The organism is Microbacterium sp. Cr-K32, assembly GCF_000708345.1.
GTDB lineage: Bacteria > Actinomycetota > Actinomycetes > Actinomycetales > Microbacteriaceae > Microbacterium > Microbacterium maritypicum_A.
On the sequence record NZ_JARD01000028.1, the window covers coordinates 389,159 to 414,195 of the forward strand.

22 protein-coding genes are annotated in these 25,037 nt (G+C 69.0%); 9 read left to right on the forward strand and 13 right to left on the reverse strand.

From position 1 onward, the window contains the following. Positions 1-43 precede the first annotated feature (43 nt). The 5 genes from cydC to GZ64_RS0116360 are packed head-to-tail and all read right to left on the reverse strand — an operon-like array spanning position 44 to position 6,542. Positions 44-1,732, reverse strand: coding sequence for a thiol reductant ABC exporter subunit CydC (gene cydC, locus GZ64_RS0116340; protein WP_051668135.1), 1,689 nt, complete (start codon positions 1,730-1,732; stop codon positions 44-46). Continuing rightward, a complete protein-coding gene (cydD, locus tag GZ64_RS0116345; RefSeq protein ID WP_029267676.1) occupies positions 1,729-3,387 on the reverse strand; it encodes a thiol reductant ABC exporter subunit CydD in 1,659 nt (552 codons plus the stop codon). Before cydD ends, cydC begins: the two co-directional genes overlap by 4 nt. After that, positions 3,384-4,412, reverse strand: coding sequence for a cytochrome d ubiquinol oxidase subunit II (cydB, locus tag GZ64_RS0116350; protein ID WP_029267678.1), 1,029 nt, complete (start codon positions 4,410-4,412; stop codon positions 3,384-3,386). The genes cydD and cydB overlap by 4 nt, the downstream gene beginning before the upstream one ends. Before the next feature lie 14 nt (positions 4,413-4,426). Further along, positions 4,427-5,842 (reverse strand): cytochrome ubiquinol oxidase subunit I, encoded by a 1,416-nt coding sequence (locus tag GZ64_RS0116355; RefSeq protein WP_029267680.1) that lies wholly within the window; start codon positions 5,840-5,842, stop codon positions 4,427-4,429. Next, on the reverse strand, positions 5,829-6,542 hold the full coding sequence (locus GZ64_RS0116360) for a helix-turn-helix transcriptional regulator (RefSeq protein ID WP_029267682.1): 714 nt from the start codon (positions 6,540-6,542) through the stop codon (positions 5,829-5,831). Before GZ64_RS0116360 ends, GZ64_RS0116355 begins: the two co-directional genes overlap by 14 nt. A 100-nt stretch (positions 6,543-6,642) precedes the next feature. Between GZ64_RS0116360 and radA the strand changes: the two genes are divergently transcribed. Then, entirely contained in the window at positions 6,643-8,010 is a 1,368-nt protein-coding gene (gene radA / locus GZ64_RS0116365) for a DNA repair protein RadA (protein WP_021201310.1), read from the forward strand. A gap of 28 nt (positions 8,011-8,038) precedes the next feature. On the opposite strand, the gene GZ64_RS0116370 is transcribed toward radA, so the two are convergent. The 4 genes from GZ64_RS0116370 to GZ64_RS0116385 form a co-directional block, all read right to left on the reverse strand. Continuing rightward, positions 8,039-8,449, reverse strand: coding sequence for a hypothetical protein (locus GZ64_RS0116370; protein WP_021201311.1), 411 nt, complete (start codon positions 8,447-8,449; stop codon positions 8,039-8,041). 352 nt (positions 8,450-8,801) lie between these two features. Beyond that, the gene (locus tag GZ64_RS0116375; RefSeq protein WP_021201312.1) at positions 8,802-9,452 is read right to left on the reverse strand and encodes a hypothetical protein; all 651 of its coding nucleotides are present in this window, start codon (positions 9,450-9,452) and stop codon (positions 8,802-8,804) included. A 68-nt stretch (positions 9,453-9,520) separates the two neighbouring features. Then, entirely contained in the window at positions 9,521-10,021 is a 501-nt protein-coding gene (locus GZ64_RS0116380) for an amino-acid N-acetyltransferase (RefSeq protein WP_021201313.1), read from the reverse strand. Between the two features lie 99 nt (positions 10,022-10,120). Further along, the gene (locus GZ64_RS0116385; protein WP_021201314.1) at positions 10,121-12,655 is read right to left on the reverse strand and encodes an ATP-dependent Clp protease ATP-binding subunit; all 2,535 of its coding nucleotides are present in this window, start codon (positions 12,653-12,655) and stop codon (positions 10,121-10,123) included. 205 nt (positions 12,656-12,860) lie between these two features. On the opposite strand from GZ64_RS0116385, the gene GZ64_RS0116390 reads away from it, so the two are divergent. From GZ64_RS0116390 to GZ64_RS0116410, 5 genes are all read left to right on the forward strand, one after another. Continuing rightward, a complete protein-coding gene (locus tag GZ64_RS0116390; RefSeq protein ID WP_021201315.1) occupies positions 12,861-13,490 on the forward strand; it encodes a hypothetical protein in 630 nt (209 codons plus the stop codon). Then, the gene (locus GZ64_RS0116395; protein WP_029267684.1) at positions 13,490-14,125 is read left to right on the forward strand and encodes a hypothetical protein; all 636 of its coding nucleotides are present in this window, start codon (positions 13,490-13,492) and stop codon (positions 14,123-14,125) included. The genes GZ64_RS0116390 and GZ64_RS0116395 overlap by 1 nt, the downstream gene beginning before the upstream one ends. Continuing rightward, complete coding sequence (locus GZ64_RS0116400; protein WP_029259877.1) at positions 14,125-14,898, forward strand: hypothetical protein; 774 nt, start codon at positions 14,125-14,127, stop codon at positions 14,896-14,898. The genes GZ64_RS0116395 and GZ64_RS0116400 overlap by 1 nt, the downstream gene beginning before the upstream one ends. Then, entirely contained in the window at positions 14,895-15,131 is a 237-nt protein-coding gene (locus tag GZ64_RS0116405; RefSeq protein ID WP_021201318.1) for a helix-turn-helix domain-containing protein, read from the forward strand. The genes GZ64_RS0116400 and GZ64_RS0116405 overlap by 4 nt, the downstream gene beginning before the upstream one ends. 148 nt (positions 15,132-15,279) lie before the next feature. After that, a complete protein-coding gene (locus GZ64_RS0116410) occupies positions 15,280-16,704 on the forward strand; it encodes a dicarboxylate/amino acid:cation symporter (RefSeq protein WP_029267686.1) in 1,425 nt (474 codons plus the stop codon). 81 nt (positions 16,705-16,785) lie between these two features. Here GZ64_RS0116410 and GZ64_RS0116415 read toward each other — a convergent pair whose 3' ends face one another. Then, the gene (locus tag GZ64_RS0116415; protein WP_021200012.1) at positions 16,786-18,516 is read right to left on the reverse strand and encodes a cation:proton antiporter; all 1,731 of its coding nucleotides are present in this window, start codon (positions 18,514-18,516) and stop codon (positions 16,786-16,788) included. A 54-nt stretch (positions 18,517-18,570) separates the two neighbouring features. Between GZ64_RS0116415 and GZ64_RS0116420 the strand changes: the two genes are divergently transcribed. Both GZ64_RS0116420 and GZ64_RS0116425 read left to right on the forward strand, forming a co-directional pair. Next, the gene (locus GZ64_RS0116420) at positions 18,571-19,617 is read left to right on the forward strand and encodes an LLM class flavin-dependent oxidoreductase (RefSeq protein ID WP_029267688.1); all 1,047 of its coding nucleotides are present in this window, start codon (positions 18,571-18,573) and stop codon (positions 19,615-19,617) included. 125 nt (positions 19,618-19,742) lie between these two features. Further along, the gene (locus tag GZ64_RS0116425) at positions 19,743-19,952 is read left to right on the forward strand and encodes a hypothetical protein (protein ID WP_021200014.1); all 210 of its coding nucleotides are present in this window, start codon (positions 19,743-19,745) and stop codon (positions 19,950-19,952) included. An 83-nt stretch (positions 19,953-20,035) separates the two neighbouring features. Here GZ64_RS0116425 and pheA read toward each other — a convergent pair whose 3' ends face one another. Further along, positions 20,036-20,986 (reverse strand): prephenate dehydratase, encoded by a 951-nt coding sequence (gene pheA / locus GZ64_RS0116430; protein ID WP_029259873.1) that lies wholly within the window; start codon positions 20,984-20,986, stop codon positions 20,036-20,038. A 79-nt stretch (positions 20,987-21,065) separates the two neighbouring features. On the opposite strand from pheA, the gene pgm reads away from it, so the two are divergent. Next, complete coding sequence (pgm, locus tag GZ64_RS0116435; RefSeq protein WP_029267690.1) at positions 21,066-22,709, forward strand: phosphoglucomutase (alpha-D-glucose-1,6-bisphosphate-dependent); 1,644 nt, start codon at positions 21,066-21,068, stop codon at positions 22,707-22,709. Between the two features lie 88 nt (positions 22,710-22,797). On the opposite strand, the gene GZ64_RS0116440 is transcribed toward pgm, so the two are convergent. Together GZ64_RS0116440 and GZ64_RS0116445 are read right to left on the reverse strand one after the other, a co-directional pair. Next, a complete protein-coding gene (locus tag GZ64_RS0116440) occupies positions 22,798-23,931 on the reverse strand; it encodes a glycerate kinase (RefSeq protein ID WP_051668137.1) in 1,134 nt (377 codons plus the stop codon). Then, positions 23,928-24,998, reverse strand: coding sequence for a LacI family DNA-binding transcriptional regulator (locus GZ64_RS0116445; protein WP_081859783.1), 1,071 nt, complete (start codon positions 24,996-24,998; stop codon positions 23,928-23,930). Before GZ64_RS0116445 ends, GZ64_RS0116440 begins: the two co-directional genes overlap by 4 nt. Between the last annotated feature and the right edge of the window lie 39 nt (positions 24,999-25,037).

Below are 25,037 nucleotides of genomic sequence, written 5' to 3' on the forward strand. Positions count from 1 at the left end.
CGACGGCCCGCGAGTCTCCCCACAGGTTCCTTCTCGCTGCCCCTCAGATCGTGCGGCCGTCGTGAATCCGCACCACGCGGTCGACCGTCCCCTCGGGAGGCGCCACGTGCGAGATCAGCAGCACCGACTGCTCCCCCGCGGCCTGCAGCAGATCACGCAGCAGGGCATTCGATGCTTCCGGATCGACCCCCGCCGTCGGCTCGTCGAGGACCAGCACGGGGAAGCCACGCAGCAGCGCCCTGGCGAGCGCGATCCGCTGCGCCTGGCCACCGGACACCAGCGCACCGCGGTCGCCGACCCTCGCATCGAGGCCCCCACGCTCCCGCACCCAGTCACCGAGTCCGACCCGCTCCAGCACCGCCTGCAGGTCTTCGTCCGAGGCGGAGTCCCGCGCGAAGAGCAGGTTCTGGCGGATGTCCTCGTCGAACAGCTGAGGGCTCTGCTCGCACAGCCCGATCACGCGTCGCAGCGCCGGACCCGAGAGCTCCGCGGCATCGCGACCACCGACCAGATACTCGCCCTCCACGCGCAGGAAGCCGACCAGGGTCGCCGCGAGCGAACTCTTGCCCGCCCCGCTCGGCCCCGCGACCAGCACCCGTTCGCCGGGTCGGAGGTCGAGATCCACGCCTCTCAGAGCGGGCGTCCCGCCAGGCCAGGTCGCACGCGCGTCGCGCAGGCTTACAGCCGGGGTGCCTTCGAACTCGACGTCATCACCCGCGTCGGCGCGCAGCTCGTCCGGCATCCGCTCGGGCAACACGTCGACGATGCGCTCCGCGCTGGAACGCACGCTCCGCCACGATGCGGCGGCGATCGGCACCGCGCCGAAGATCTCGAACACCACCATCGGCACGAGCACGGCCACGGCCAGCCACGGCCCGTCGATCGAGCCGTCCGAGAGGCCGGGAGCCGCCGCGGCGAGCGCCCAGACCGAAGCGACTCCGGCGACCGCGGAGACCACGCCGGCGGCTACGGCCTGCGCGAGCGAGGCACGGTCGACAACGCGTCGCAGCGCGGCATCCGCTGCGGTGATCCGTGCACGGGCCTGCTCCTCCGCGCTATAGGCGATGAGCACGTCGAGGCTGCCGAAGTAGTCGACGAGGGCCGCCGAGAGCTCGGCCCGACGTTCCGAGACCTGCGCTTCGGCGCGTGAACCGAACACCCACCCCAAACCGATCGCGGCTGCCGCAGCGACGAGCAGGCACACGGCCAGCGTGAGCGCGGCGGCGGGCGATACGAACGCGATGAACCCGACGGCCCCGACAGCGACCAGAGCGGCGACCCCGAGCGGCTGCACCACCCGCAGCGGCAGGTTCTGCAGGTTCTCGACGTCGTCGACGAGAGCTGCGAGCACCTGTCCGCGATCCGTCGCGCCGAGTCCCGCTGGCGACAGCGGGATGAGTCGGCGCACCATGTCGGCGCGGGTCGAGGCGAGTTGACGCAGCGCGGCATCGTGTCCGCTCAGGCGCTCCAGATAGCGGGTGACCGCGCGCGAGACGGCGAAGAAGCGCACACCGACGACGGCGATCGACAGCGGCACCAGCGAGTCGACGATCGATGCGCTCACGATCAGCCACCCGCTGACGGCGAGCAGGCTCACGGCGGCGGCGGCCGAGAGCAGACCCCAGATCAGACCCGGCACGAAGCGGCCGAGCGGCGGTTGCGCGAGTCGCAGGATGGCGCCGACCCGGTGACCGCGGGAATGCACGGTGTCGGTTGTGCGGGGTGCAGTCATGCGTTCACCCCCAGCTCCACGATCTGATCCGCGATCTCCCGTGCGGTCCGACGGTGGGAGACGAGGAGGATCGTCGCACCGGCATCCGCCTTCTCGCGCAGCGATCGCCACAGCCGGTCCTCGGTCTCGGGGTCGAGTGCACTCGACGGCTCATCGAGTGCGAGCACGCGTCCGGACGCCGATGCCTGGCGATACAGGGCTCGAGCGACAGCCACTCGCTGCGCCTGCCCACCCGACAGCCCCGCTCCCTGCACGCCGAGCTCCAGCGCGGGGTCGATGCCCTCGGCGCAGGCATCGTCGAGCGCATCGCGCACCCGGTCGGCGTCCGGCTCAGGATCACCGAGGGTGACGTTCGCCGCCACGGTCCCGCGCGTGAGGCCAGGTGCCTGTCCCGCCCAGGCGAGCCACACCGACGGCGCGATCCCCCTCACGTCCGCGCCGCCGTAGGACGCTGTCCCCTCGAACTCGACCGCGCCCCGGAGCGCGGCCAGCAGCGACGACTTCCCCGACCCGCTCGGCCCTTCGAGGACCGTGATGGTCCCCGGCCCGGCAGCGAACGACACCGGCGGCAGGTCGCGCACCCGCAGACCCTCGACCACGAGGTTTCCGCCCTTCGCCGGTTCCACCTGCATCACCGATTCCCGGATGCCGGGGGCTTCGACGGCGATTCCTCCGGCATCCGTCGAAAGCTCCTGCAGCCGTGCGCGCTCACCTGCCGCATCCAGCACCTCGAACACGTCCTCCGTCGCCGCAACCCCTTCGGCGGCAGCGTGGAACTGCACCCCCACCTGCCGGATGGGCAGGAACGCCTCGGGAGCGAGCAGCAGCACGAACAGCCCGACCTCGAGAGTCAGATCACCCGACAGCAGCCGGAAGCCGACCGACACCGCGATCAGAGCCACCGCGATCGAGGCCAGCAGCTCCATCGCGAAGCCGGACAGGAACGAGAACCGCAGCACCTTCATGGTCTCGCGGCGGTACTCGTCCGCGGTGACCTCGATGCGGTCGGCAGCGCGACGATCGCGCCCGAACAGTCGCAGCGTCGACAGCCCCTGCACCGTGTCGGCGAAGCGTGCCGCGAGGCGCTGCAGCGTCTGCCACTGCCGCGTCTGGACGGTGCGGGTCGCCATGCCGATCAGGATGAGGAACAGCGGGATCAGCGGCAGCGTGATCACCGCGGTGAGTCCGCTCGGCCAGTCCTGCCACCACATGACCGCGACGAGCACCGGCGTCGCGATCACGGTCAGCACGAGCTGCGGGATGTAACGCGCGAAGTAGGCGTCGAGCGCTTCGAGTCCGTGGCCCGCGGTCACCGCGAGCGCGGTCTGGTTGCGTTGCGCGAGCCACCCTGGCCCGAGTTTCCCGACCGCAGCCACGAGCGCCGTGCGCAGCTGCATCCCCGTCTTGGCGGCGGCCCGTGTCCCCGCCGCATCAGAGGCCGCGATGAGCAGGCCTCGCAGCAGAGCCGTGAGCAGCAGCCAGAGCAGCGACGAGGTGACGTCCCGCCCCGCGAGCGCCCCCGTGATCGCTTCGGTCAACAGCCACGCGAAGGCGATCGTGACCGCGGTCTGGACGACGCCGATCAACGCGGATGCCGCGAGGAAACCCCTCGCGGCACCCGCGTATCTCAGCAGTCTCGGATCGACGGGTTTCACGCGTGTGCCGGAGCCCCCTCGATCGACTTCCGGGTGACCCGCTTGCGGAAGACCCAGTAGGTCCACGCCTGGTATGCGAGCACGAGCGGCATCGCGATCAAGGCCGTCCAGCTCATGATCTGCAGTGTGTACGGGGTGCTCGACGCGTTGGCGATCGTGAGGCTGTACGCCGGGTCGATCGTCGACGGCATCACGTACGGGAACAGCGCGGAGAAGAGCATGACCACGGCGAACAGCACCGTGAGCATCCCGGAGAAGAACGCCCACCCGTCGCGACGGACCATGGAGAGCCCGACAGCCGCGATCAGACTGACCGCCGCGAGCGCGCCGGCGCCGATGACCAGCCAGAGCAGCGGAGCCTCACGGCCCATCGCGATCGCGACCGTCCAGATCACCGTCGCGGCTGCGACGAGGATCGTCGGGATGGCGGCCTTCTTCGCGAGCTTCTGCGCGTCCTCGTGCACCTGACCATCGGTCTTGAGCGCCACGAACAGCACGCCGTGCAGGAAGAAGAGCAGCAGCGTGGTGACGCCGACCAGCAGTGCGTACGGGTTCAGCAGGGCGAAGAACCCGCCGACGTAGATGTGGTTCTCATCGATGGCCACGCCCTGCACGATGTTGCCGAACGCGACGCCCCACAGCAGCGCGGGAACGACCGAGCCGATGACGATCATCCGGTCGAAGCCGGCCTTCCACTTCGCGCTGTCACGCTGGTGTCGGTACTCGAACGAGACACCGCGCAGGATCAGCGCGAGCAGGATCAGCAGCAGCGGCAGGTAGAAGCCGCTGAACAGCGTGGCGTACCACTCGGGGAACGACGCGAACAGCACAGCGCCGGCCACGATGACCCAGGTCTCGTTGAGATCCCAGACCGGGCCGATCGTGTTGATGACCTGTCGGCGCGAGACGTCGTTCTTGCCGAGGAACGGAAGGGACATGCCGACACCGAAGTCGAAGCCGTCGAGCACGAAGTAGCCCACGAAGAAGAAGGCGACGATGAAGAACCAGAGTGTTGCGAGATCCATGATGCTCCTCCCTCTCAGTAGACGACCGACGGCAGCTGGGCCGTCTCGTCATGCGGCTTCTCTTCGGTGTCGGGCCCCTTCTGGGCGGCCCGGATGATGAGGCGGATCTCGACGACGGCGAGCGCCGCGTAGATCGCCGTGAACGCGATGAGCGATATCAGCACTTCGAGGCCGCTGACGCCCGGCGAGACGCCGTCCTGCGTGGTCATCAGCCCGAACACGATCCAGGGTTGTCTTCCCATCTCGGTGAAGACCCAGCCCATGATGTTGGCGGCCAGCGCGAGCGGGAACGACCAGATCGCGACCTTCCACATCCACGGTGCGACCGGCTTCTTGGCGCCCTTGCGGGTGACCCAGAGGCCCGCGACGGCGACGAGCGCTGCAGCGATGCCCAGGCCGATCATCCAGCGGAAGGCCCAGTACGTGATCCACAGGATCGGGGCGAAGTCGGTCAGACCGGTGGAGGCGTACGTCTGGGCGTACTCGGCGTTGAGGTCGTTGATGCCGTGCACGCACGCGTCGAGCGTGTGCGTCGACAGCAGCGAGAGCAGATACGGCACGCGGATCGAGAACAGCTCGGAGCTGCCGTCCGGTGTGCCGAGCGTGAAGATGCTGAACGAGGCATCCGGCCCGCACACCGTGTTGAAGGTCGCCTCGGCGGCGGCCATCTTCATCGGCTGCGCGGCGTACATCGCGAGGCCGAGCTGGTCGCCCGTGAGCACGACGCCCGCGGTGGAGACGATCATGGCCCACAGCCCGAACTTCAGCGAGATGCGCATGGTGTCGAAGTGCTGACCGCGGGACAGGTGCCAGGCCGAGACCGAGATGACGACACCGGCGGCGAACATGAACGCGCCGAAGATCGTGTGCGGGAACGCGGCGAGCGCGACCGGGTTGGTCAGCAGCGCCCAGAAGTCGGTCAGCTCCGCGCGGTTGGTCGCCTCGTTGAACGTGTAGCCCACCGGGTTCTGCATGAAGGCGTTGGCGGCGATGATGAAGTACGCCGAAAGGATGCTGCCGATCGAGACGCACCAGATCGTGGCGAGGTGCAGTTTCTGCGGGAGCTTGTCCCAGCCGAAGATCCACAACCCGATGAAGGTCGCCTCGAAGAAGAAGGCCAGCAGTCCCTCGAATGCGAGCGGAGCACCGAAGACGTCGCCGACGAAGCGGGAGTAGTCCGACCAGTTCATGCCGAACTGGAACTCCTGCACGATGCCGGTGACCACGCCCATGGCGAAGTTGATCAGGAAGATCTTGCCGAAGAAGCGGGTCAGGTGCAGGTACTGCACCTTGCCGGTGCGCACCCACGCGGTCTGGAAGATCGCCGCGACCAGCGCCATGCCGATCGTGAGCGGCACGAAGAGATAGTGGTAGACGGTCGTCAGCCCGAATTGCCATCGGGCCAGAGCGAGCGGATCAAGCCATTCCATGCACGACTCCTGTTCTGTGGTGCCGCTGCTTCGTGCTGTGACGCAGCGTTCCCTCGACCAGCGGCGCGGTGGTGTCGCGCAGCTGCACGGTGCAGTCCGACGGGAGGACAGCATCGCGTACGCACTCGGCTTCGAGTGGTCCGCCTGCCTCGTTCAGGACGCCTTGCATGAGTTCGAGGTGCACGCGGCACAGCATCGGGCGGTCTTCCGATCGTCCGGCGGCATGCGGGCACGGGCTGAGGTCGACGGTGAGCCGACGGTCGTCGAGGACGGGCTCGAAGCCGCTCTCCTCGAGGTGCTCCACGAGCGCGTCGAGCTGATAGGTGGCTTCTCGGCCGAGTCCGGACGCCACGGCATCCGGGAGCATGCTCCGCATCAGGTCCCCACGGCGCGCAGCGGCCTTGGCCTTGTCCCGCGCCACCGGACTGGAAGCTCCCGGCGCCCCGGTGGCGGCGCTGTACAGCGTGCGCGGCCGCCCTCTCGTGGTGCGGTGCTCGATCGTGGGGATCACGTAGCCGCCCTCGATCAGGCGCTGCAGGTGCTCGCGAACCGTGTTGGCGTGGAGCCCCGTGGCGTCGCACAGTTCGGTGATCGAGAGCTCTCCTCGGGTCTGCGAACTTCCCGCTTCGAAGAGCAAGTGCAGGATCTGCACCCGGGAGTAGCTCGAGATCGGCCCGCACACGGGCCCGCCGTTGGCCATGAACCCAGTATCCCGCGACGCTGCGAGTTTGCCGAGAGGTATGGCCGTGAATAAACACCTGGCCGATAGGGATGTCTGATGCCGGCGATAGCCTGGGGGCATGGCCACCCGGAAACCCGCTCCTCCCGCGTACGTGTGCACGGAATGCGGGTGGACGACCGCGAAGTGGGTCGGCCGCTGCGGCGAGTGTCAGCAGTGGGGAACGGTGCAGGAACAGGCGGCGCAGACCGGCATCCTCCGTCGCGTCGGCCCCGTCGCCCCGACGGCCGACCGTGCCGCTCGGCCCATCACGCAGATCACGACGCAGGATGCTCCGCGGCGCTCGAGCGGCGTCGGCGAGTTCGACCGTGTGCTCGGCGGCGGCATCGTGCCCGGCGCCGCCATCCTGCTCAGCGGAGAGCCGGGCGTCGGCAAGTCGACGCTGCTGCTCGAGGTCGCCGCCCAGGCCGCGCGCGGCGGGCGGCGCGTGCTCTACGCGAGCGCCGAGGAGTCCCCTGGCCAGGTGCGCCTGCGCGCCGAACGCACCGGCGCCCTGCACGACGAGCTCTACCTCGCCAGCGAGACCGATCTGGCGACGATCCTCGGCCACATCGACGAGGTCAAGCCCCAGCTGGTGATCGTCGACTCGGTGCAGACCGTCTCGTCGTCGCTGATCGACGGTGCCGCCGGGCAGCCGAGCCAGGTGCGCGAGGTCGCGGCCACCCTGATCCGCATCGCCAAGGACCGCGATCTGCCGATCATCATCGTCGGCCACGTCACGAAAGACGGTCAGGTCGCCGGTCCACGCGTGCTCGAGCACCTGGTCGACGTCGTCTGCCACTTCGAGGGCGACCGACAGACCTCGCTGCGCTTCATCCGCGCGCTCAAGAACCGCTTCGGCCCCACCGACGAGGTCGGCTGCTTCGAGATGACCGGAGACGGCATCGCCGAGGTGCCCGACCCCTCGGGGCTGTTCCTCTCGCAAGGGGCCACCGAGCCGGGTACCTGCGTCGCGATCTCGCTCGAAGGACGACGTGCGCTCCCTGTCGAGGTGCAGGCGCTGACGGTTCCCAGCAACGCACCGAATCCTCGCCGCATCGTGCACGGCCTCGACTCCTCACGGGTGGCGATGGTGCTGGCGATCCTCGAACGGCGCGCAGGCGTGCCCACCGGCAGCCTCGACGTGTACGTGTCGACGGTCGGCGGCGTGCGCTTCACCGAACCGGCAGCCGACCTTGCGATCGCCATCGCCGTGGCCGGTTCCATCCAACAGATATCGGTGCCGCGCACCGTCGCGGCGGTGGGCGAGCTCAGTCTCGCGGGCGAGATCCGTCCGGTGACCCAGGCGGCACAGCGGCGGTCCGAGGCTGCGCGTCTCGGCTACGAGCAGGTGGTCGACGATCGCTCGAAGACGCTCCGCGCCGCGCTCGGCGATGTGCGGGCGCGCAACACCTCACGCCGCGCCGACCGCGACATCCCGCCGTTCTGACCGGTACCGCGCCGACGGGAGGCGGGGCTCAGGCGTCGAGCGCCTTGAGCAGTTCGGCGGGGTCCGCCTGCATCGGGTGGGGCCCTGCGATGTCGAGGAAGACCGTGGTGATCGGATGCGCCGCCAGGAACTTCCGCAGCCACTCCGCGCTGTAGATGCCCACGCCCGGCGGCAGATTGGCCGGCTTGTTCTTCGCGTCGCTGAACAGCAGCAGCGCGAGGTCACCGGTCTTCGGGTCACGGTATGTCCACACCTCGCCGCTGTCGAGCGGGTTGTCACGCGCCCCGGGCTTGATCAGCGGCACGACGGTGGTGCCGTGACGGAGAGCGAGAGCGACCGCGGCGACGTCCTGCTTCTCCAGGGCCTGTGCCAGAGCATCCGACCGGAAGTCCTCGGGTGCGGGCTTGTTCTTCGCGGACTTCGCCTTCTTCGCTGCCATGTGTCCAGCTTATTCACGGCGCAACGCGCAGAGCACCGATTCGGCCGTGGATACGATTGGGGCCCTCTCGAGTCCCACATTGGGGACTGGGGTACTCGAGAGGGCCCTCGGACTCTCGGGCGGCGGTGTCGAAGCGCTGGGGACGCTGTAGTTCGACGCCACTGGGGATGGCTTGGTGCCGCTAATGCGGAGAGTCGCTTCTATGGTATCCCAAAGACCCACGGATGTCAGCATCGCGGGGGGATGACCGCCGATGTCGCTCCGTTTCGTGCGAGATCCGCCGATTCGCAACGATTTCCGACGAGGTTCACCGGGATCCCTTCGAACTCAGCGGAGCGCGATCCGGCACGACTCAGTAGAGCAGGATCTGCGCGCTCGACGGGCTCGTGAACCCGCCGATCGAGACCTCGACGTGGTACGAGGCTCCCCCGCCCGGTGCCCGCTGTCGGTTCTCCTGCGCGCAGGTCTCGACGCTCGAACGCGTGCGATCCCAGGTGACCGGGTCCTTGCTCGTGACGGTCGTGCCGGCCGTGAGCGTGGCGATCATGCTGCTCGGGTTCTCCTGGCAGTCGGTCGAACGCCACCACACGTCGGCGCCGCTGGAGATGGTGAAGGACTGGGTCGTCGATCCCACGTCGATCGTGCAGTCCTTCGTGCCCTTGTTCGTGAGCGAGATCGAGAGCTTCGGCAGCACGCCGGCTGCGTACGTCTCGGCGTCGGTCACGGCCGCGACCTCGATGTCGGCCGCCTCGCAGGGCGCGACCGCCGGAGTCTGCTCGGCTGACGGATCGGGGGTCGGCGACTCTCCGTCAGCGGTGGAGCTGGAGGAGGGCGAGGGAGATGTCGACGGCGTCGGAGACGGGGTGGACGCCGTGCCTGCGGCAGCCCACGGTCGCGCGATCAGAAGCCACGCTCCGATGCCGATGGCGGCGACGGCCAGCACGAGCGCGATCAGGACGACCAGTCGCCGACGACGGTACACGGCGGCGGAAGGACGAGGCATGTCTCCAGGCTAAGCGATCCTCTGCCACGACCCGGGGAGGCCCCTCGGCACGGACCGGCGAAGGAGTGTCAGAGCACCTTGAGCATGCGGGTGTTGCCGAGGGTGTTCGGCTTCACGTGCGCGAGATCGAGGAACTCCTCGACACCCGCGTCACCGCTGCGCAACAGCTGCGAGTACACGTCCGGGTCGACGACCTGCTCACCGATCGGCGTGTAGCCGCGTCGTCCGAAGAACTCCACCTCGAAGGTGAGGCAGAACAGGCGGGTCAGGCCGAGCATCCTGGCGTTCTCCTCGAGGCGGTCGACGATCGCACGTCCGACGCCGTGGTGCAGCCAGTCGTCGCGCACGAGCAGGGTGCGCACCTCGCCGAGGTCTTCCCAGATCACGTGCAGGGCACCGCACCCGATCAGCACCCCGTCGGCCTCTGCCACGACGAACTCCTGCACGGCGCCGTACAGCACCGCCAGATCCTTGCCGAGCAGGATGCGCTGCTCGACGAGCGGCTGCAGCAGGGTGCGGATGCCGACGATGTCAGCGCTGCGCGCCGGTCGGACGATGTACTCGCTCACACCACAAGCCTAGAACCCGGGACCCGGCGGCACCTGTACCGGACACAGGAAAGGGGCGGATGCCGCAGCATCCGCCCCTTCTCATGAATCGACCGGAGGTCACTCCCCGCTGGCGACCGCCAGGTCGGGGGTGCCGGCGATCGCGCCACCGCCGGTGTTGACGCCGACCGCGACGGGGCCGCCGTCGCGTGGGCCGTGCTCGAAGAGGAACTGCCCGTCCTTCGCGTCGACCTTCACGTGGTCACCGGAGTTGAGCTCGCCGTGCAGGATCTTCTCCGAGAGACGGTCCTCGACCTCGTGCTGCATCGCGCGACGCAGCGGTCGGGCACCGAGCGCGGGGTCGAACCCGATCTCGATGAGGCGCTCCTTGGCGGCCTGCGACAGCTCGATCGTCATGTCGCGGTCCAGCAGACGCTCGCCGAGGCGCTTGGTGAACAGATCCACGATCTGCACCAGCTCCTCCTTCGAGAGCTGCGGGAACACGATGATGTCGTCGACACGGTTCAGGAACTCGGGCTTGAAGTGCCGCTTGAGCTCTTCGTTCACCTTGCCCTTCATGCGGTCGTAGCTGGTCGAGTCGTTGCCCTCGATCTGGAAGCCGACGGGACCGCCCGCGATGTCGCGTGCACCGAGGTTGGTGGTCATGATGATGACCGTGTTCTTGAAGTCCACGATCCGACCCTGACCGTCGGTGAGTCGCCCCTCTTCGAGGATCTGCAGCAGCGAGTTGAAGATGTCCGGGTGGGCCTTCTCGATCTCGTCGAAGAGGACCACGCTGAACGGCTTGCGCCGCACCTTCTCGGTGAGCTGGCCGCCCTCTTCGAATCCGACGAATCCGGGAGGGGCACCGAACAGACGCGAGACGGTGTGCTTCTCACCGAACTCGCTCATGTCGAGCGAGATCAGCGCAGCCTCGTCGTCGAACAGGAACTCGGCGAGAGCCTTGGCGAGTTCGGTCTTTCCGACGCCCGTGGGGCCGGCGAAGATGAACGAGCCCGAGGGACGCTTCGGGTCCTTGAGGCCGGCACGCTGGCGACGGATCGTCTTGGAAAGGGCGGCGATCGCCTCTTCCTGACCGATGACGCGCTGGTGCAGGGCCTTCTCCATGAAGACGAGTCGGCTGGACTCCTCTTCCGTGAGCTTGAAGACCGGGATGCCAGTGGCCTGTGCGAGCACCTCGGCGATCAGACCCTCGTCGACGACCGCGGAGGTCGCGACGTCGCCCGCACGCCACTGCTTCTCGAGACGCAGACGCTCGGCGAGGAGGCTCTTCTCCTCATCGCGGAGGGCGGCGGCCTTCTCGAAGTCCTGCTCCTCGGAGGCGATCTCCTTCTGCTCGCGCACGGCGGCGATCTTCTCGTCGAATTCGCGCAGCTCGGGCGGGCTCGACAGGATCGACAGACGCAGGCGTGCGCCGGCCTCGTCGATCAGGTCGATGGCCTTGTCCGGGAGGAACCGGTCGGAGACGTAGCGGTCGGCGAGGTTCGCCGCGGCCACGATGGCGCCGTCGGTGATCTGCACCTTGTGGTGCGCCTCGTAACGGTCGCGGAGTCCCTTGAGGATGTTGATCGCGTGCGGCAGCGTCGGCTCGTTGACCTGCACCGGCTGGAAGCGGCGCTCGAGCGCGGCATCCTTCTCGAAGTGCTTGCGGTACTCGTCGAGCGTGGTCGCACCGATCGTCTGCAGCTCGCCACGGGCGAGGAGCGGCTTCAGGATGCTGGCCGCGTCGATCGCGCCCTCGGCGGCACCCGCACCCACGAGGGTGTGGATCTCGTCGATGAAGACGATGATGTCGCCGCGCGTGCGGATCTCCTTGGTGACCTTCTTCAGGCGCTCCTCGAAGTCGCCGCGGTAGCGGGAACCGGCGATGAGCGAGCCGAGGTCGAGCGAGTAGAGCTGCTTGTCCTTCAGCGTCTCGGGCACATCGCCCTTGACGATCGCCTGGGCCAGCCCCTCGACGACGGCGGTCTTGCCGACACCGGGCTCACCGATCAGGACGGGGTTGTTCTTGGAACGGCGGGAGAGGATCTGCATGACCCGCTCCGCCTCCTTCTCGCGCCCGATCACCGGGTCGAGCTTGTTGTCGCGCGCGGCCTGGGTGAGGTTGCGGCCGAACTGGTCGAGCACGGCGGATCCGCCCTGGGTGCCGGCCGGCGAGTCGTTGGTCTGCGCACCGACGGAAGCCGGCTCGCGACCGGGAGCTCCGGAGAGCAGCTGGATGACCTGCTGGCGGACCTTGTTGAGGTCGGCGCCGAGCTTGACGAGCACCTGGGCGGCGACGCCCTCACCCTCGCGGATGAGGCCGAGCAGGATGTGCTCGGTGCCGATGTAGTTGTGGCCGAGCTGCAGGGCCTCGCGGAGGCTGAGCTCGAGCACCTTCTTGGCGCGCGGGGTGAACGGGATGTGCCCGGTCGGCTGCTGCTGACCCTGGCCGATGATGTCCTGCACCTGCTCGCGCACGGCGTCGAGGGAGATGCCGAGGCTCTCGAGGGCCTTGGCGGCGACGCCTTCACCCTCGTGGATGAGGCCGAGCAGGATGTGCTCGGTCCCGATGTAGTTGTGGTTGAGCATCTTCGCCTCTTCTTGGGCGAGGACGACCACTCGACGGGCTCGGTCCGTGAATCTCTCGAACATGCTGTGACTCCTTATTCGCACGGGGCGAAGCGCTGACACCTGTGGCGTTCTCTGCGCCTGTACATCGAGAGTAACCACCGTGCGGGGCACGTATGCCCGTGTTCGCCGTGGGCATACCGGGGGTTGACCGAGTTATCGACAGTCGTTATGTTAACGACTGTCGATAACAACGAGTCCGCAGCGGACCGTGCAGGAGGGGGACGAAATGACCGAGGCACCGACGGCGACCAGAGCTGCGAGCCTGGTGGAGAAGACCGTCCTTGGCGTCATCGCCGGAGTAGCGGGGGCCATAGCCGTGGTCGATCTGGTCGGCGTCAGCATCCGCTCCGCCGTCCTCGTGACGAGCCCGGCGATCACGATTCCATCGATGCGGCTGCGGTCGGTCGACGCGCCCGCGGTGCTCGCGGCATCCTCCAACATCTCCGAAGCGCAGTACGACACCGTCACGCTCACGACCGTGGGCCTGAGCCTGTCTCCCCGCCTGCTGCTCGCGATCGCCGACGGACTGGCGGTCCTGGGACCGATCGTGCTGTGCATCGCGGTCGCGTGGCTGTGCGTCCGTCTCTTCATCGGCCGCCCCTTCGGCACGGCGGCCACCTGGGGGATCGGCGTCGCAGCCATCACCGTCATGGCGGGTGGTCTGCTGAGCCAGGCCGTGCGCGCCAACGCGTTCAGCGAGATCGCCTACGAGCTGGACCTCGCATCCGCGGGAGTCCCCACATTCGAGATGTCGATCGACCTCGCTCCACTCGGTTGGGCATTCGCGCTCGCGGTGGTCGCCGGCGCCTTCGAGATCGGTCAGCGTCTGCAGCGCGACACGGAAGGCCTCGTCTGATGACCAGCACCACCAACACGCGCTCCGAGAAGGCGGATGCGATCACCGTGATCCTGTACGCCGCCGTGGCGCTGGTCACGGTCGGGCTCGCCACCGTTCTGCGCGTCGGCAGCACCTTCCGCGAGACCGGGATCGCTTGGACGGTCCCCATCGACCAGCAGCCGATCTCCGCCACGACCGACTCCGGTGCCATCTCGATCGAGGGGTTCGCGGACGAGGCGATGGTCATCGCCGACGGGGTGAACGCGGCCTCGGTCACGGCCATCATCGCCGCCATCGCGCTGTGGGCTCTCGCGGCTGTCGCGGTCATCGCGGCGGTGACGCTGGTCGCCTGGAACTTCCTCCGCGGACGCTTCTTCGTCCGTCCGAACGCGCGAGCCTTCGACGTGATCGGTTGGACGCTCGTCGGCGCTCCGATCCTGATCGTGATGTTGGAGACGATGGGCCGCAACGGCGTCACCTCCGCTCTCGGCATCGGCGACGGGGAACCGGTGCATCCGATCGAGTTCTGGAGCGTCGCGCCGATCTTCGCCACCGGCGTGACGGTGGGCCTGATCGCAGTGGCATTCCGCCGCGGCATCCGGTTACAGAACGAGAAGCTCGCGCTCGAGAAGGAAACGGAAGGACTCGTCTGATGCTCAGCTTCGGTTCGGACGAGGTGTGGCCGTCCCTGCTCAACATCGGGATCGCGCTCGCGGTGATCGCGGTCATCCTCGGTGTCGTCGTGTGGAGAGGGCGCCGGAGGGGCAGCCGCACGATCGCGCTCGACGCGGCACTCACGCTCTCCGGGTGGTGGATCCTGATGTCGGCGGTGGGCGCTGTGATCTACATCTTCAAGGCGTTCACCGTCCCCTGGGCGGAGTTCGACGGTCAGACCCACGTGTATCTGGATTGGCCGGCCGGTCTGGCGTGCTCGGAGTTCGGTGACAGCGCAACGACGATGCTGACCTGTGGCAGCGAGCAGCTCTCCGAGTTCACTGTCGGCCAGGCGTCGCTGGGGCTCCGGTTGCTCGCGGCATCCGCACAACTGAGCAGCCTTGCTCTGGCCACCATGCCCGCGGTCATCGTGGCGGTCATCTGCTTCCAGACGTTGCGGGGCCGCGCGTTCTCACGCTCCGTGACGCGTGGCCTCACCGGCGGCGCGATCGCCGTGCTCGTGTTCGGCGTGGCGGCCGACCTCCTGAGCGGTATCGCAGCCACAGCCGGCCTTCGCGAGGTCTTCTCACCGGACAGCGAGTGGTACCCATCGTTCTACCAACTGACCGTCACGCCGCTCCCCTTCGTCGGCGCGCTCGGGCTGCTCGCTCTCGCCGCCGTGTTCCGTCAGGGCACACGTCTCGAGCAGGAAAGGGCGCAATTGCAGCAGGAGAAGGCGGTTCTCGAGAAGGACACGGAGGGACTGGTGTGAGCCCGGCGGAGAGCGATGACGAGTTCACCGGCATCCACTGCCGACTCGACGAGCTGCTCGCCGAACGCGGCATGACGCTCACCGAGCTGAGCGCCGCGGTCGGGGTGAGCATCGTGAACCTGTCGGTGCTGAAGAACGACCGCGCCCGTGCCATCCGCTACTCCACGCTGCGCGCGATCTGCGAGGCCCTCGACTGCGAGGTCGGCGAGCTGCTGGTGCTCGCCCCGCGCTGACGGCAACCGGGCCTTCCCGCCGCACCGAACGGATTCCGGCTCGCAACGTCATCCTTCGTCATATCCACCCAGGGAATTCTCAGGGAGTCATAGCGTTGGGCCTCATGGCGCGCACACGGTGCGCCGCGATTCTGGAGTCCCCACCCTCATGAGCACCACCGCACGCGCCCAGAAGGCGCCTGATACCCGCGGACCGGTCCGGAAGCTGCTGACCTCGTTCGGCTTCCAGATCCTCGCCGCTCTCGTCCTCGGCATCGCCGCCGGTCTGATCGGCCGCCAGCTCGGCGCGACCGCCGAGAACCCGACCGGGCTGTCCGCGACACTCGACACCATCGGCAACTCGTACGTGACGCTGCTGCGCGCCGCCGTCGTCCCCCTGATCTTCACAGCGATCGTCGCCAGCATCTCGAACCTGCGCCGCGTGCAGAACGCCGCACGCCTGGCGGGCCAGACGATCCTGTGGTTCGCGATCACCGCGTTCATCGCCGTGATCATCGGCATCGTCCTCGGCCTCGTGATCCAGCCCGGCAACCGCGCCGGCGAGGGCCTCGAGCCGGGTGACCCGTACACCGTGGGCACCTGGTGGAACTTCCTGCTCGGGCTCATCCCGCAGAACTTCCTCGGCCTCACCGTGAGCACCAACCCCGGAGCGGCTGAGGGCACGTTCTCGTCGAGCGTCGGCTTCAACATCCTGCAGGTCATCGTGGTCGCGGCCGTGGTCGGCATCGCCGCACTCAAGGCCGGTAAGAAGGCGGAGCCGTTCCTCGTCTTCACCGAGTCGCTGCTGAAGGTCATCCAGCGCGTGCTGTGGTGGATCATCCGCATCGCCCCGCTCGGCACGTTCGGGCTCATCGGCTCGGCGGTCATCAAGTACGGCTGGGAGAAGCTCGCCTCCCTCGGCTGGTTCGCCGCCGCCGTCTACATCGGTCTGGCCCTCGTGCTGTTCGTGGTCTACCCGATCCTCGTGCGCACGCACGGCCTCTCGATCAAGCAGTACTTCTCGGGCGTCTGGCCCGCCGTGCAGCTGGCCTTCGTCAGCCGCTCCTCGATCGGCACCCTGCCGCTCACCGAGCGCGTGACCGAGCGCAACCTCGGTGTGCCCCGCTCGTACGCCTCGTTCGCCGTGCCGCTGGGCGCGACGACCAAGATGGACGGCTGCGCCGCGATCTACCCGGCCATCGCCGCGATCTTCGTCGCGCAGTTCTTCGGCATCGAGCTGAACTTCGTGCAGTACCTGCTGATCGTCATCGTGTCGGTCGTCGGCTCGGCCGCCACCGCCGGCACCACGGGTGCTGTGGTGATGCTCACGCTGACGCTGTCGACCCTGGGCCTCCCGCTCGAGGGCGTGGGACTGCTGCTCGCGATCGACCCGATCCTCGACATGGGCCGCACCGCGGTCAACGTCGCCGGCCAGGCGCTGATCCCGACGATCGTCGCCAAGCGCGAGGGCATCCTGAACGAGGAGCTCTACAACGCGCCGCGTGAGGGCCTGCCCTTCGCCGACGACTCCGGAGACGACGACGCTCCCGAAGCGGATGCCTCCGCCGACAAGGAACCGGTCAGCGCCCGCTGACCTCGCCGCGGAACGGCAGAGCGCCTCGTCCCCTCGTGGGGCGAGGCGCTCTGCCGTTCGAGCATCGAAGCGGTCAGGGGGTCAGGCGCGGCCCTCCTGGCGCGTGGCGCCGCGGGTGTCGAGAGCGAGCTCCTCGGCGTCCATCGCGGCGATCAGCTCGCGCATGACCTCCTCATCGAGGTTGCCCGCGTCGCGTTCCGCGAGGAGGATGTCGCGACGCACCTGCAGCCACCCCTTCGACAGGGCGACGAGGTCTTCGTAGGAGGGTCGGCTCGCGGCATCCTCCACCTTCTGCGCCTCGTCGGTGTCCTTCTCGACCCGTGTCATCCGCTTGGTGAAGGCATCGAACACCCGGAGGTCGACCTCGCCGTACTTCGCCTCCCACTCGACCCGCTTCTCGGCGAGGAACTTCTTGCCGGCCTCACGGCTCTTCGCGCGCACTTCGGCGAGCGCCGCCTCATCCTCCTCCTCGTCCACATCGCTGGCGATGCCGAGGCTGCGGATGAGAAGAGGCAGGGTCAGACCCTGGATCAACAGCGTTCCGACGGTGACGATGAAGGCCACCACGACGATGGCGTGCGATGCCTGCGCGTCGAGGGTCGCGAGGTCGGCGGCGGCCACCGCGATCGCCAGCGTCACGACGCCGCGCATGCCCGCCCACGAGATGACGGCACTGTCCTTCCACGTGAGCGTGAGTCCGGCCATCCGGTCGCGCACGATCTGACTGCGCAGCTCGTCGGCGGTGTAGTTGCCCCAGCGCCGCGACTTCTGATGCCGTTTCTCGAACTCGCCGGACTCGACACCACGATCCCAGCGCTCGAGCTTGCGGCGGTCCTGGAAGTTCGCCCACGCACTGGTCGGATAGATGTAGAGCGGCCGCACGATGACGACCACGAGCAGCACCGCCCCGGAGAGCAGCAGGATCTGCCCGACCGACTCGCTGCCCAGGTCGCTGAGCACACGGGGGAACTGCAGCCCGATGTAGGCGAACACGAAGCTCTCCAGCAGCAGGTCGGCCGAAAGCCACAGCGGCTTCTCCTGCTGGCGGGTGGTGTAGTCGGTGCGCGGCGAGTTGTAGCCGACGTAGAGCCCCATCGCGACGACCGCCAGGACGCCCGATCCGAGCAGATGCTCGGCGATCGCATAAGCCCCGAACGGTGCGAGGAGTCCGAACGTGCCGATCACCACGGGATCGCTGATGCGCATGCGCAGCTGGTGCAGGACGATCCCGAACACCAGACCGACGGCCACACCCACTCCGACCGCCACCAGGAACTGCCAGATGCCGCCCCAGATCGAGACGGTGGCGCCCGCGAGGATCGCGGCGAAGACGCGGTACAGCGTGAGCGAGGTCGCATCGTTGATGAGGCTCTCGCCCGAGAGCACGGTCATGATCCGCCGGGGCAGACCGAGCCGACGGCCGATCGCCGCAGCGGACACCGCGTCCGGCGGAGCCACGATCGCGCCCAGGAGCAGCGCGCCGGGGAGGGTGAGGGACGGCAGGATCCACCATGCGACGAAGCCGACGGCCACGGCGGTGAGAAGCACCAGCCAGATGCCGAGGCGACGGATCTGCGGCAGGCTGCGCTTGAATCCGACGAACGACACATCGAGCGCGGCCGAGTACAGCAGCGGCGGCAGCACGAGGCTCAGGAGCACATGCCCATCGATGTCGAGGTCGGGCACGAAGGGCAGGAAGGATGCGGCGAGCGCCACGATCGTCACCAGCAGCGGGGCCGGCCAGCCTCGCCAGCGTGCAAACGCGGCGATCGCGACGGACCCGACGAGGACGTAGAAGATGCCTGCTTCCATGCCCCCCACGGTATCGGGGGAATGGAGGCGCTCAGGTGCGCGTTGTGGTTGAGGATGTCCCATACAGCTCTCTCCGTCCTCGACCTCGTTCCGGTGCGCACCGGCCAGACCAGCGCGGAGGCCATCGCCGCCTCCCTCGCGCTCGCGGAGACCGCCGACCGTCTCGGCTATCGCCGCTACTGGTTCGCCGAGCACCACAACATGCCGTCGGTGGCGTCGACCACTCCCCCGGTGCTGATCGCCGCTGCGGCCACCCGCACCTCGCGTGTGCGGCTGGGCTCTGGCGGAGTGATGCTGCCCAACCACGCACCGCTCATCGTCGCCGAGCAGTTCGCGGCCCTCGAAGCGATCGCGCCGGGACGCATCGACCTGGGCCTCGGCCGGGCACCGGGAAGCGACCCGGTGATCACGCAGCTGTTGCGCGGCTCGGGGACCACCAGCGACGTCGAGCAGTTCCCCCGCCACGTGCAGGACATCGCGGCCCTGCTGTCGGCAGACGGGGCTGCGCTGCGTTTCACCTCCGGCGGGGAATACACGGTGCGTGCGACGCCGGCCGCGACCGGCACCCCCGAGGTGTGGCTGCTCGGGTCGAGCGACTATTCCGCGCAGCTCGCCGCCTCGCACGGGCTGCCCTATGTCTTCGCGAACCACTTCTCGGGGCAGGGCCTCGAGCGCGCGCTCGACCTGTACCGCACCGGCTACCGTCCGAGCGAGGAGCACCCGGAGCCGCGCACGTTCCTCACCGTGAACGCGGTCGCCGCGCCCACGCAAGAGGAGGCGGAGGCCCGTGCGCTCCCGCAGCTGCGGATGATGGCACGCCTGCGTCTGAACCAGCCCCTCGCTGCTCTCGAGACCGTCGAGCAGGCGGCGGCGGCCGTGACGGATGCCGCCACCGACGAGGTCGTGCGGGCCGCCCGTTCGCGCTGGTTCGTCGGCACCGGCGAGAGCGTCGCCGCCGAGCTGCGTTCCTTCGCCGAGCGCTACGGCGTCGACGAGGTCATGCTCTCCCCCGTCGCCGGCGCCTACGACGCCGAGGCGAACGATGCACCGACCGGTCGCGCACAGACACTGGAACTGATCTCCGCCGCACTTCGCAGTTGACGTCGCGCGCCTGTCAACCCCTGGCTTTCCCGGCGGCACAGGCGTAGCGTCACGAACAGTGCCGTCGACAGGGGCGCGGCCCCCTCGGCGAACGCACTGTCGGCAGCAGCAGAAGGAGTTCGACGATGAGCACGACCAAGACTCTCGCCCTCTGGGTCGCCTACGGACGCAACGGTGTCGTCGGCAGCATCCGCCACGACGAGGACGGCTACACGGTCACGATGGTCGGATCGGATGCGACGACCGGAACCTACCCGAGCCTGGCCTCCGCGAAGGGTGCTCTGCACTCCCATATGGCTCCGGGCAGCGACTGGCCGCGCTTCCAGGAGCACTGAACCACCCGCACTGAACCACCCGCACTGGACCACGGCATCCGCCCGGGTCCCGCACGGGGATGGCGCGCAGCGGGCGGGTGACGTCAGGCTTCCGGCTCGCCGGAGAGGATGCCGCGCAGCCAGTCGCGCGCCTCGACGAACACGTCATCGGAGTAGCGGTCGGGGTACTGCACGATCTGCCGGTCCGCCCGCGGATACGACCCGAGGAAGACCACACGAGGGCTGAATCGACGGATGCCGAGCAGCGCGTCGGCCATGCGCTCGTGCTCGATGTGTCCGTCGGCGTCGATCACGAATCGGTAGCGCCCGAGTTCGTCGCCGATCGGCCGCGACTCGATGAGCGACAGGTTGATGCCGCGGGTCGAGAACTGCTCGAGCATCTCCAGGAGCGAACCGGGGTGGTCGTGCGGGAGCTCCACGATCAGCGAGGTCTTGTCGGCACCGGTCGGCTCGGGCGAACGGGTCGTGCGGGTGACCAGCACGAAGCGGGTCACGGCCTGCGCGTTGTCGCCGATGCCGTCTGCCAGCACCTCGACGTCGTAGTGGTTGACGATGCCGGGTGCCGCGATGGCCGCCTGCGCGGGCAGCGTGCCGTCGAGGACGCCGATCGCGGAGGCGACGTTGCTCGACGCGGGAACGTGCGAGTGTGACGGCAGGTGCGCGCCGAGCCACCCATGACACTGGGCGTAGGCGACCGGATGCGCCGCGATCACCTCGACCTGGTCGAGCGTCGTCCCCCGCGGAGCGACCAGCACGAAGTTCACCCGCACGAGATATTCGCCGATGATGCGCAGCCCCGGAAGCGTGGCCAGAGCATCCTGCGTGGTGGACACCCCGCCCTCGATCGAGTTCTCGATCGCGATCATCGCGGCGTCGCTCCGACCCTCGAGCACGTCGGCCAGAGCCTCGCCCACGTTGTGCACGGGTCGCCAGTTCTGGCCGCGGGCCTCGGCCACCTGATCGAGCGCCGCCTCCGTGAAGGTTCCGGCAGGGCCGAGATAGCTGTAGGTACGGCGTTCAGTCACGGGTTTCACCTTAGCCCTCGGCGGGCCGACGGCTCGTCCGGTCGACTTCTCGGATGCGGTCCCGCCGAACAGGGGGCAGACTGAGAGGATGACCAGCCGTGCCGGCCTCCCCGCGGAGGAAAGTGACCTGATCGATGTCGACGAACTGATCGCCGCCTACTACGACCGCACGCCGAACCCCGAGGTTCCTGCGGAACGCGTCGTGTTCGGCACCAGCGGTCATCGCGGTTCCTCGCTGTCGAACAGCTTCAACGAGAACCACATCCTCGCCACGACGCAGGCGATCGTGGACTACCGCGACGCGCAGGGCATCACCGGCCCGCTCTTCCTCGGCCGCGACACGCACGCGTTGTCGCTGCCCGCCGAGCGCAGCGCGATCGAGGTGCTGCTGGCGAACGGCATCGACGTGCGGGTCGACTCCCGCGACTCGTGGGTGCCCACTCCGGCGCTCAGTCACGCCATCCTCACCTACAACCGCGGCAAGGCGGCCGACGACCCCAGCCGCGCGGACGGCATCGTCGTCACCCCCTCGCACAACCCTCCGCGCGACGGCGGCTTCAAGTACAACCCGCCGCACGGCGGCCCCGCCGACACCGACGCCACGGGCTGGATCGCCGACCGCGCGAACGCCCTCATCGCCGCAGGACTCGACGGCGTGAAGCTCGAGCGCTTCGCCGACATCGACTGGGATGCCCTCACCGGCTACGACTTCCGAGACGCCTACGTGCGCGACCTGCCGTCGATCATCGACATCGACGCCATCCGCAGCGCCGGGGTGAGCATCGGCGCCGACCCGCTCGGCGGAGCCTCCGTCGAGTACTGGGCACTCATCGCCGAGATGCATGACCTCGACCTGACCGTCGTGAACCCCGAGGTCGATCCGACGTGGCGCTTCATGACGCTGGACTGGGACGAGAAGATCCGGATGGATCCGTCCTCACCGTCGGCAATGGCCTCCCTGGTCGCGAAGAAGGGGTCGTACGACGTGCTCACCGGGAACGACGCCGACGCCGACAGGCACGGCATCGTGACCCCCGACGCCGGACTGATGAACCCGAACCACTATCTCGCGGTCGCCATCGACTATCTGTTCTCGCACCGCGACGGCTGGCCGCGCGACGCCGCGATCGGCAAGACCCTGGTCTCGTCGATGATCATCGACCGGGTCGCCGAGTCGCTCGGACGGCGTCTGCTGGAGGTTCCGGTCGGGTTCAAGTGGTTCGTGCCGGGACTCCTCGACGGCTCGGTCGCCTTCGGTGGCGAGGAGTCGGCCGGGGCCTCGTTCCTCCGCAAGGACGGCTCGGTCTGGTCCACCGACAAGGACGGCATCCTGCTGTGTCTGCTGGCCGCCGAGATCATCGCCGTCACCGGCAAGACCCCGTCGGAGCGGTACCGCGAGCTGGAGACCGCCTTCGGTGCCTCCGCGTACCAGCGGGTGGACGCCCCGGCGACGCCCGAGCAGAAGGCCACGCTCGGCAAGCTCGCTCCCGAGGCCGTCACGGCGACCACGCTCGCGGGCGAGGACATCACCGCGAAGCTCTCGCATGCGCCCGGCACCGGCGCGGCGATCGGCGGCCTCAAGGTGCAGACCGAGCACGCGTGGTTCGCCGCCCGCCCGTCGGGCACCGAAGACGTCTACAAGCTCTACGCCGAGAGCCTGCGCGGCCCGGAGCACCTCGCCGAGGTGCAGGCCGAGGCGCGCGCCGTGGTCTCCGCCGCACTCGGAGGCTGAGCGGGCTCCGACCGTCGGCGAGAGGGCCGACGGTCGGAGGGCCGGCGGGCCGGCGGTCGGAGAGCCGATGGCCGGGACGCTTCTCGGCTCAGCCCCGCACGCTCCTGCGCGCTCGATCCTGCGCGGCCCGTGCCAGGTCGGCACCTGCGGCGCGCAGCCAGCGCACGGGTTCGGTGCGCGCAGCCTCCGACGATCCGGCCAGATCGGTGAGGGAGGCGGTGGCCGCGAACAGCGCGGTGTCGGCGTCCGGGGCGATCCGACCGGCCGCGAGCATCGCGTCGGTCCCCGCGACGGCGGCGAGTCCGGCGAGGAACGAAGGGACCTTGCCGTCACCCGACTGCCCATCGTACGAACCCTCCCCCGTGATGACCACGTCGGCGCCGGAAATCGCGGCGTCGAGGCCGATGAGGTCGGCCACCTCGGCGGCGCCGGGAGCGAGCGCGCCTCCCCAGGCCACGAGCGCAGCGCCCGTGCCGCCGGCCGCACCGTTGCCCTCGCCCGCGGGATCGACGCCGAGCAGCACGGCCAGACGACGAAGCCCGTCGTCGACGAGAGCGATGTCGTCCGGCGATCGCAGGCCCTTCTGCGGGCCGAACACCGCGGCGGCACCGCGCGGACCGGTGAGCGGATTGGTGACGTCGGTGAGCACGCGCACCTCGGGTGCCGGGCGCAGGGCGGTCAGATCCGCCGATGCGACGGAGGCGACCCCACGCGCACCGCGGGGAACCGGAGCCCCAGCGGCATCGAGGAACAGCGCACCGAGCGCCGAGAGCATCCCGGTGCCACCGTCGGTGGAGGCGCTGGAGCCGATGCCGACGACGAGTCGCGAGACGCCATGGTCGAGAGCCGCGGCCAGTGCTTGCCCCAGACCGGTCGTGTCGGCATCCCACGGACGCAGCTCGCGCAGCAACTCGATCCCGGAGGTCGACCCGAGATCGATCACGGCCGTGCCCGCCGGGGCATCGCGCGTCGGCGGGAGCAGCAACCAGGAGGTGTCGATCTTCTCGCCGGCCGGTCCGTCGACCGTGATCGGCATCCGCACGGCGCCGGGCACCGCCGCCTCGAACGCAGCCACCGTGCCCTCGCCGCCGTCCGCCATCGGCCGGTGCACGAACTCGGCGGTGGGATCGACCGTCGCCCAGCCGTCGGCGAGGGCCGTCGCGGCATCCGCCGCCGTGATCGTGCCCTTGAAGCTGTCCGGGGCCAGCACGACCCGCGTCACCCGGTGATCCCCGGGGTGCTGTCGCGCACGATGATCTCGAGCGGCAGGGGCGCCTGCTCCCATTCCGCATCGACCGTCGCGCGGAAAGCCTGATATCCGACCTCGCTCAACGGCACGCGCACGGTCGTCAACCGCGGGGTGGCATCGCTGCTCGCCGGCACGTCGTCGAACCCGCAGACCGCGATGTCGCTGCCGACCTCGCGCCCGGATTCACGGATCGCGGACATCGCACCGAGGGCCACCACGTCACTGATCGCGAAGATCAGGGTGCCGGGTTCGATGCCGTCGACGAGACCTTCTCTCATCTGGGCCGCCCCCGACTCCCGGCGGAAGTCACCCCGTCGCACGCTCTCGACCGCACCGCCTGCCGCCTCGAACCCGGCGTGGAAGCCGGCCAGACGATCATCCGAGGTCCGGACTCCGGCCGCCGCCCCGAGCGCGATCGCCGAACGGTACCCGAGCTCGGCCATCCGTCGGCCGAGCGCCTCCGCCCCGGAGCGGTTGTCGATCTCGATTCGACGCTCGCCCTCGCCGTCCGGCCCGAACGCCACGACCCGGCCGCCCAGGCGCACGAACTCCGCGAGTTCCTGCGCGGTCTCGGTCTCCGTGGGCTCCTGTGTGCGCGAGGCGGCGAGGATCAGACCTCGCGGCCGCTGCCCGCGAAGCGCACGCACGATCCGTGCCTCACGCGCCTGGTCGCGCTCGGTGATCGCGATCGTCACGACCAGGCCCTCCTCGTCGGCGCCGCGGGCAACACCCGACGCGATCAACCCGAAGTAGGGGTCGGCGATATCGGCGACGAGGAGGGCGATGACCGGTGATGTGCCGCGGGCGATCGACTGGGCCGAGACGTTCGCGGTGTATCCGAGCTTCTCCGCCGCTGATTCGACGCGTTCCCGGAACGACTCGGCGACTCGGCGCTCGGAACCGTTGAGCACCCGGGAAGCTGTCGCCAGGGAGACCCCGGCTTCTCGGGCGACGTCGTGCAGTGTGGGCGCCGGCCCCCGGGCGTGGCGCGGAGACCGCGTCGGCGACGGCCGCTCCGCGGACGTTGCGGGCTTGGTCATGACCCAGATCCTACTTCCCGACACGTGCGCCCGCCGGCA

Excerpts from the sequence above, each read along its gene's own strand:
- GZ64_RS0116390 (WP_021201315.1), top strand. The coding sequence starts at position 12,861 with ATGACCGAGGCACCGACGGCGACCAGAGCTGCGAGCCTGGTGGAGAAG.
- GZ64_RS0116385 (WP_021201314.1), bottom strand. The coding sequence starts at position 12,655 with ATGTTCGAGAGATTCACGGACCGAGCCCGTCGAGTGGTCGTCCTCGCC.
- cydC (WP_051668135.1), bottom strand. The coding sequence starts at position 1,732 with ATGACTGCACCCCGCACAACCGACACCGTGCATTCCCGCGGTCACCGG.
- GZ64_RS0116415 (WP_021200012.1), bottom strand. The coding sequence starts at position 18,516 with ATGGAAGCAGGCATCTTCTACGTCCTCGTCGGGTCCGTCGCGATCGCC.
- GZ64_RS0116355 (WP_029267680.1), bottom strand. The coding sequence starts at position 5,842 with ATGGAATGGCTTGATCCGCTCGCTCTGGCCCGATGGCAATTCGGGCTG.
- GZ64_RS0116375 (WP_021201312.1), bottom strand. The coding sequence starts at position 9,452 with ATGCCTCGTCCTTCCGCCGCCGTGTACCGTCGTCGGCGACTGGTCGTC.
- cydB (WP_029267678.1), bottom strand. The coding sequence starts at position 4,412 with ATGGATCTCGCAACACTCTGGTTCTTCATCGTCGCCTTCTTCTTCGTG.
- GZ64_RS0116420 (WP_029267688.1), top strand. The coding sequence starts at position 18,571 with ATGTCCCATACAGCTCTCTCCGTCCTCGACCTCGTTCCGGTGCGCACC.
- GZ64_RS0116400 (WP_029259877.1), top strand. The coding sequence starts at position 14,125 with ATGCTCAGCTTCGGTTCGGACGAGGTGTGGCCGTCCCTGCTCAACATC.
- GZ64_RS0116445 (WP_081859783.1), bottom strand. The coding sequence starts at position 24,998 with ATGACCAAGCCCGCAACGTCCGCGGAGCGGCCGTCGCCGACGCGGTCT.
- pgm (WP_029267690.1), top strand. The coding sequence starts at position 21,066 with ATGACCAGCCGTGCCGGCCTCCCCGCGGAGGAAAGTGACCTGATCGAT.
- radA (WP_021201310.1), top strand. The coding sequence starts at position 6,643 with ATGGCCACCCGGAAACCCGCTCCTCCCGCGTACGTGTGCACGGAATGC.
- GZ64_RS0116395 (WP_029267684.1), top strand. The coding sequence starts at position 13,490 with ATGACCAGCACCACCAACACGCGCTCCGAGAAGGCGGATGCGATCACC.
- GZ64_RS0116370 (WP_021201311.1), bottom strand. The coding sequence starts at position 8,449 with ATGGCAGCGAAGAAGGCGAAGTCCGCGAAGAACAAGCCCGCACCCGAG.
- GZ64_RS0116410 (WP_029267686.1), top strand. The coding sequence starts at position 15,280 with ATGAGCACCACCGCACGCGCCCAGAAGGCGCCTGATACCCGCGGACCG.
- GZ64_RS0116360 (WP_029267682.1), bottom strand. The coding sequence starts at position 6,542 with ATGGCCAACGGCGGGCCCGTGTGCGGGCCGATCTCGAGCTACTCCCGG.
- GZ64_RS0116425 (WP_021200014.1), top strand. The coding sequence starts at position 19,743 with ATGAGCACGACCAAGACTCTCGCCCTCTGGGTCGCCTACGGACGCAAC.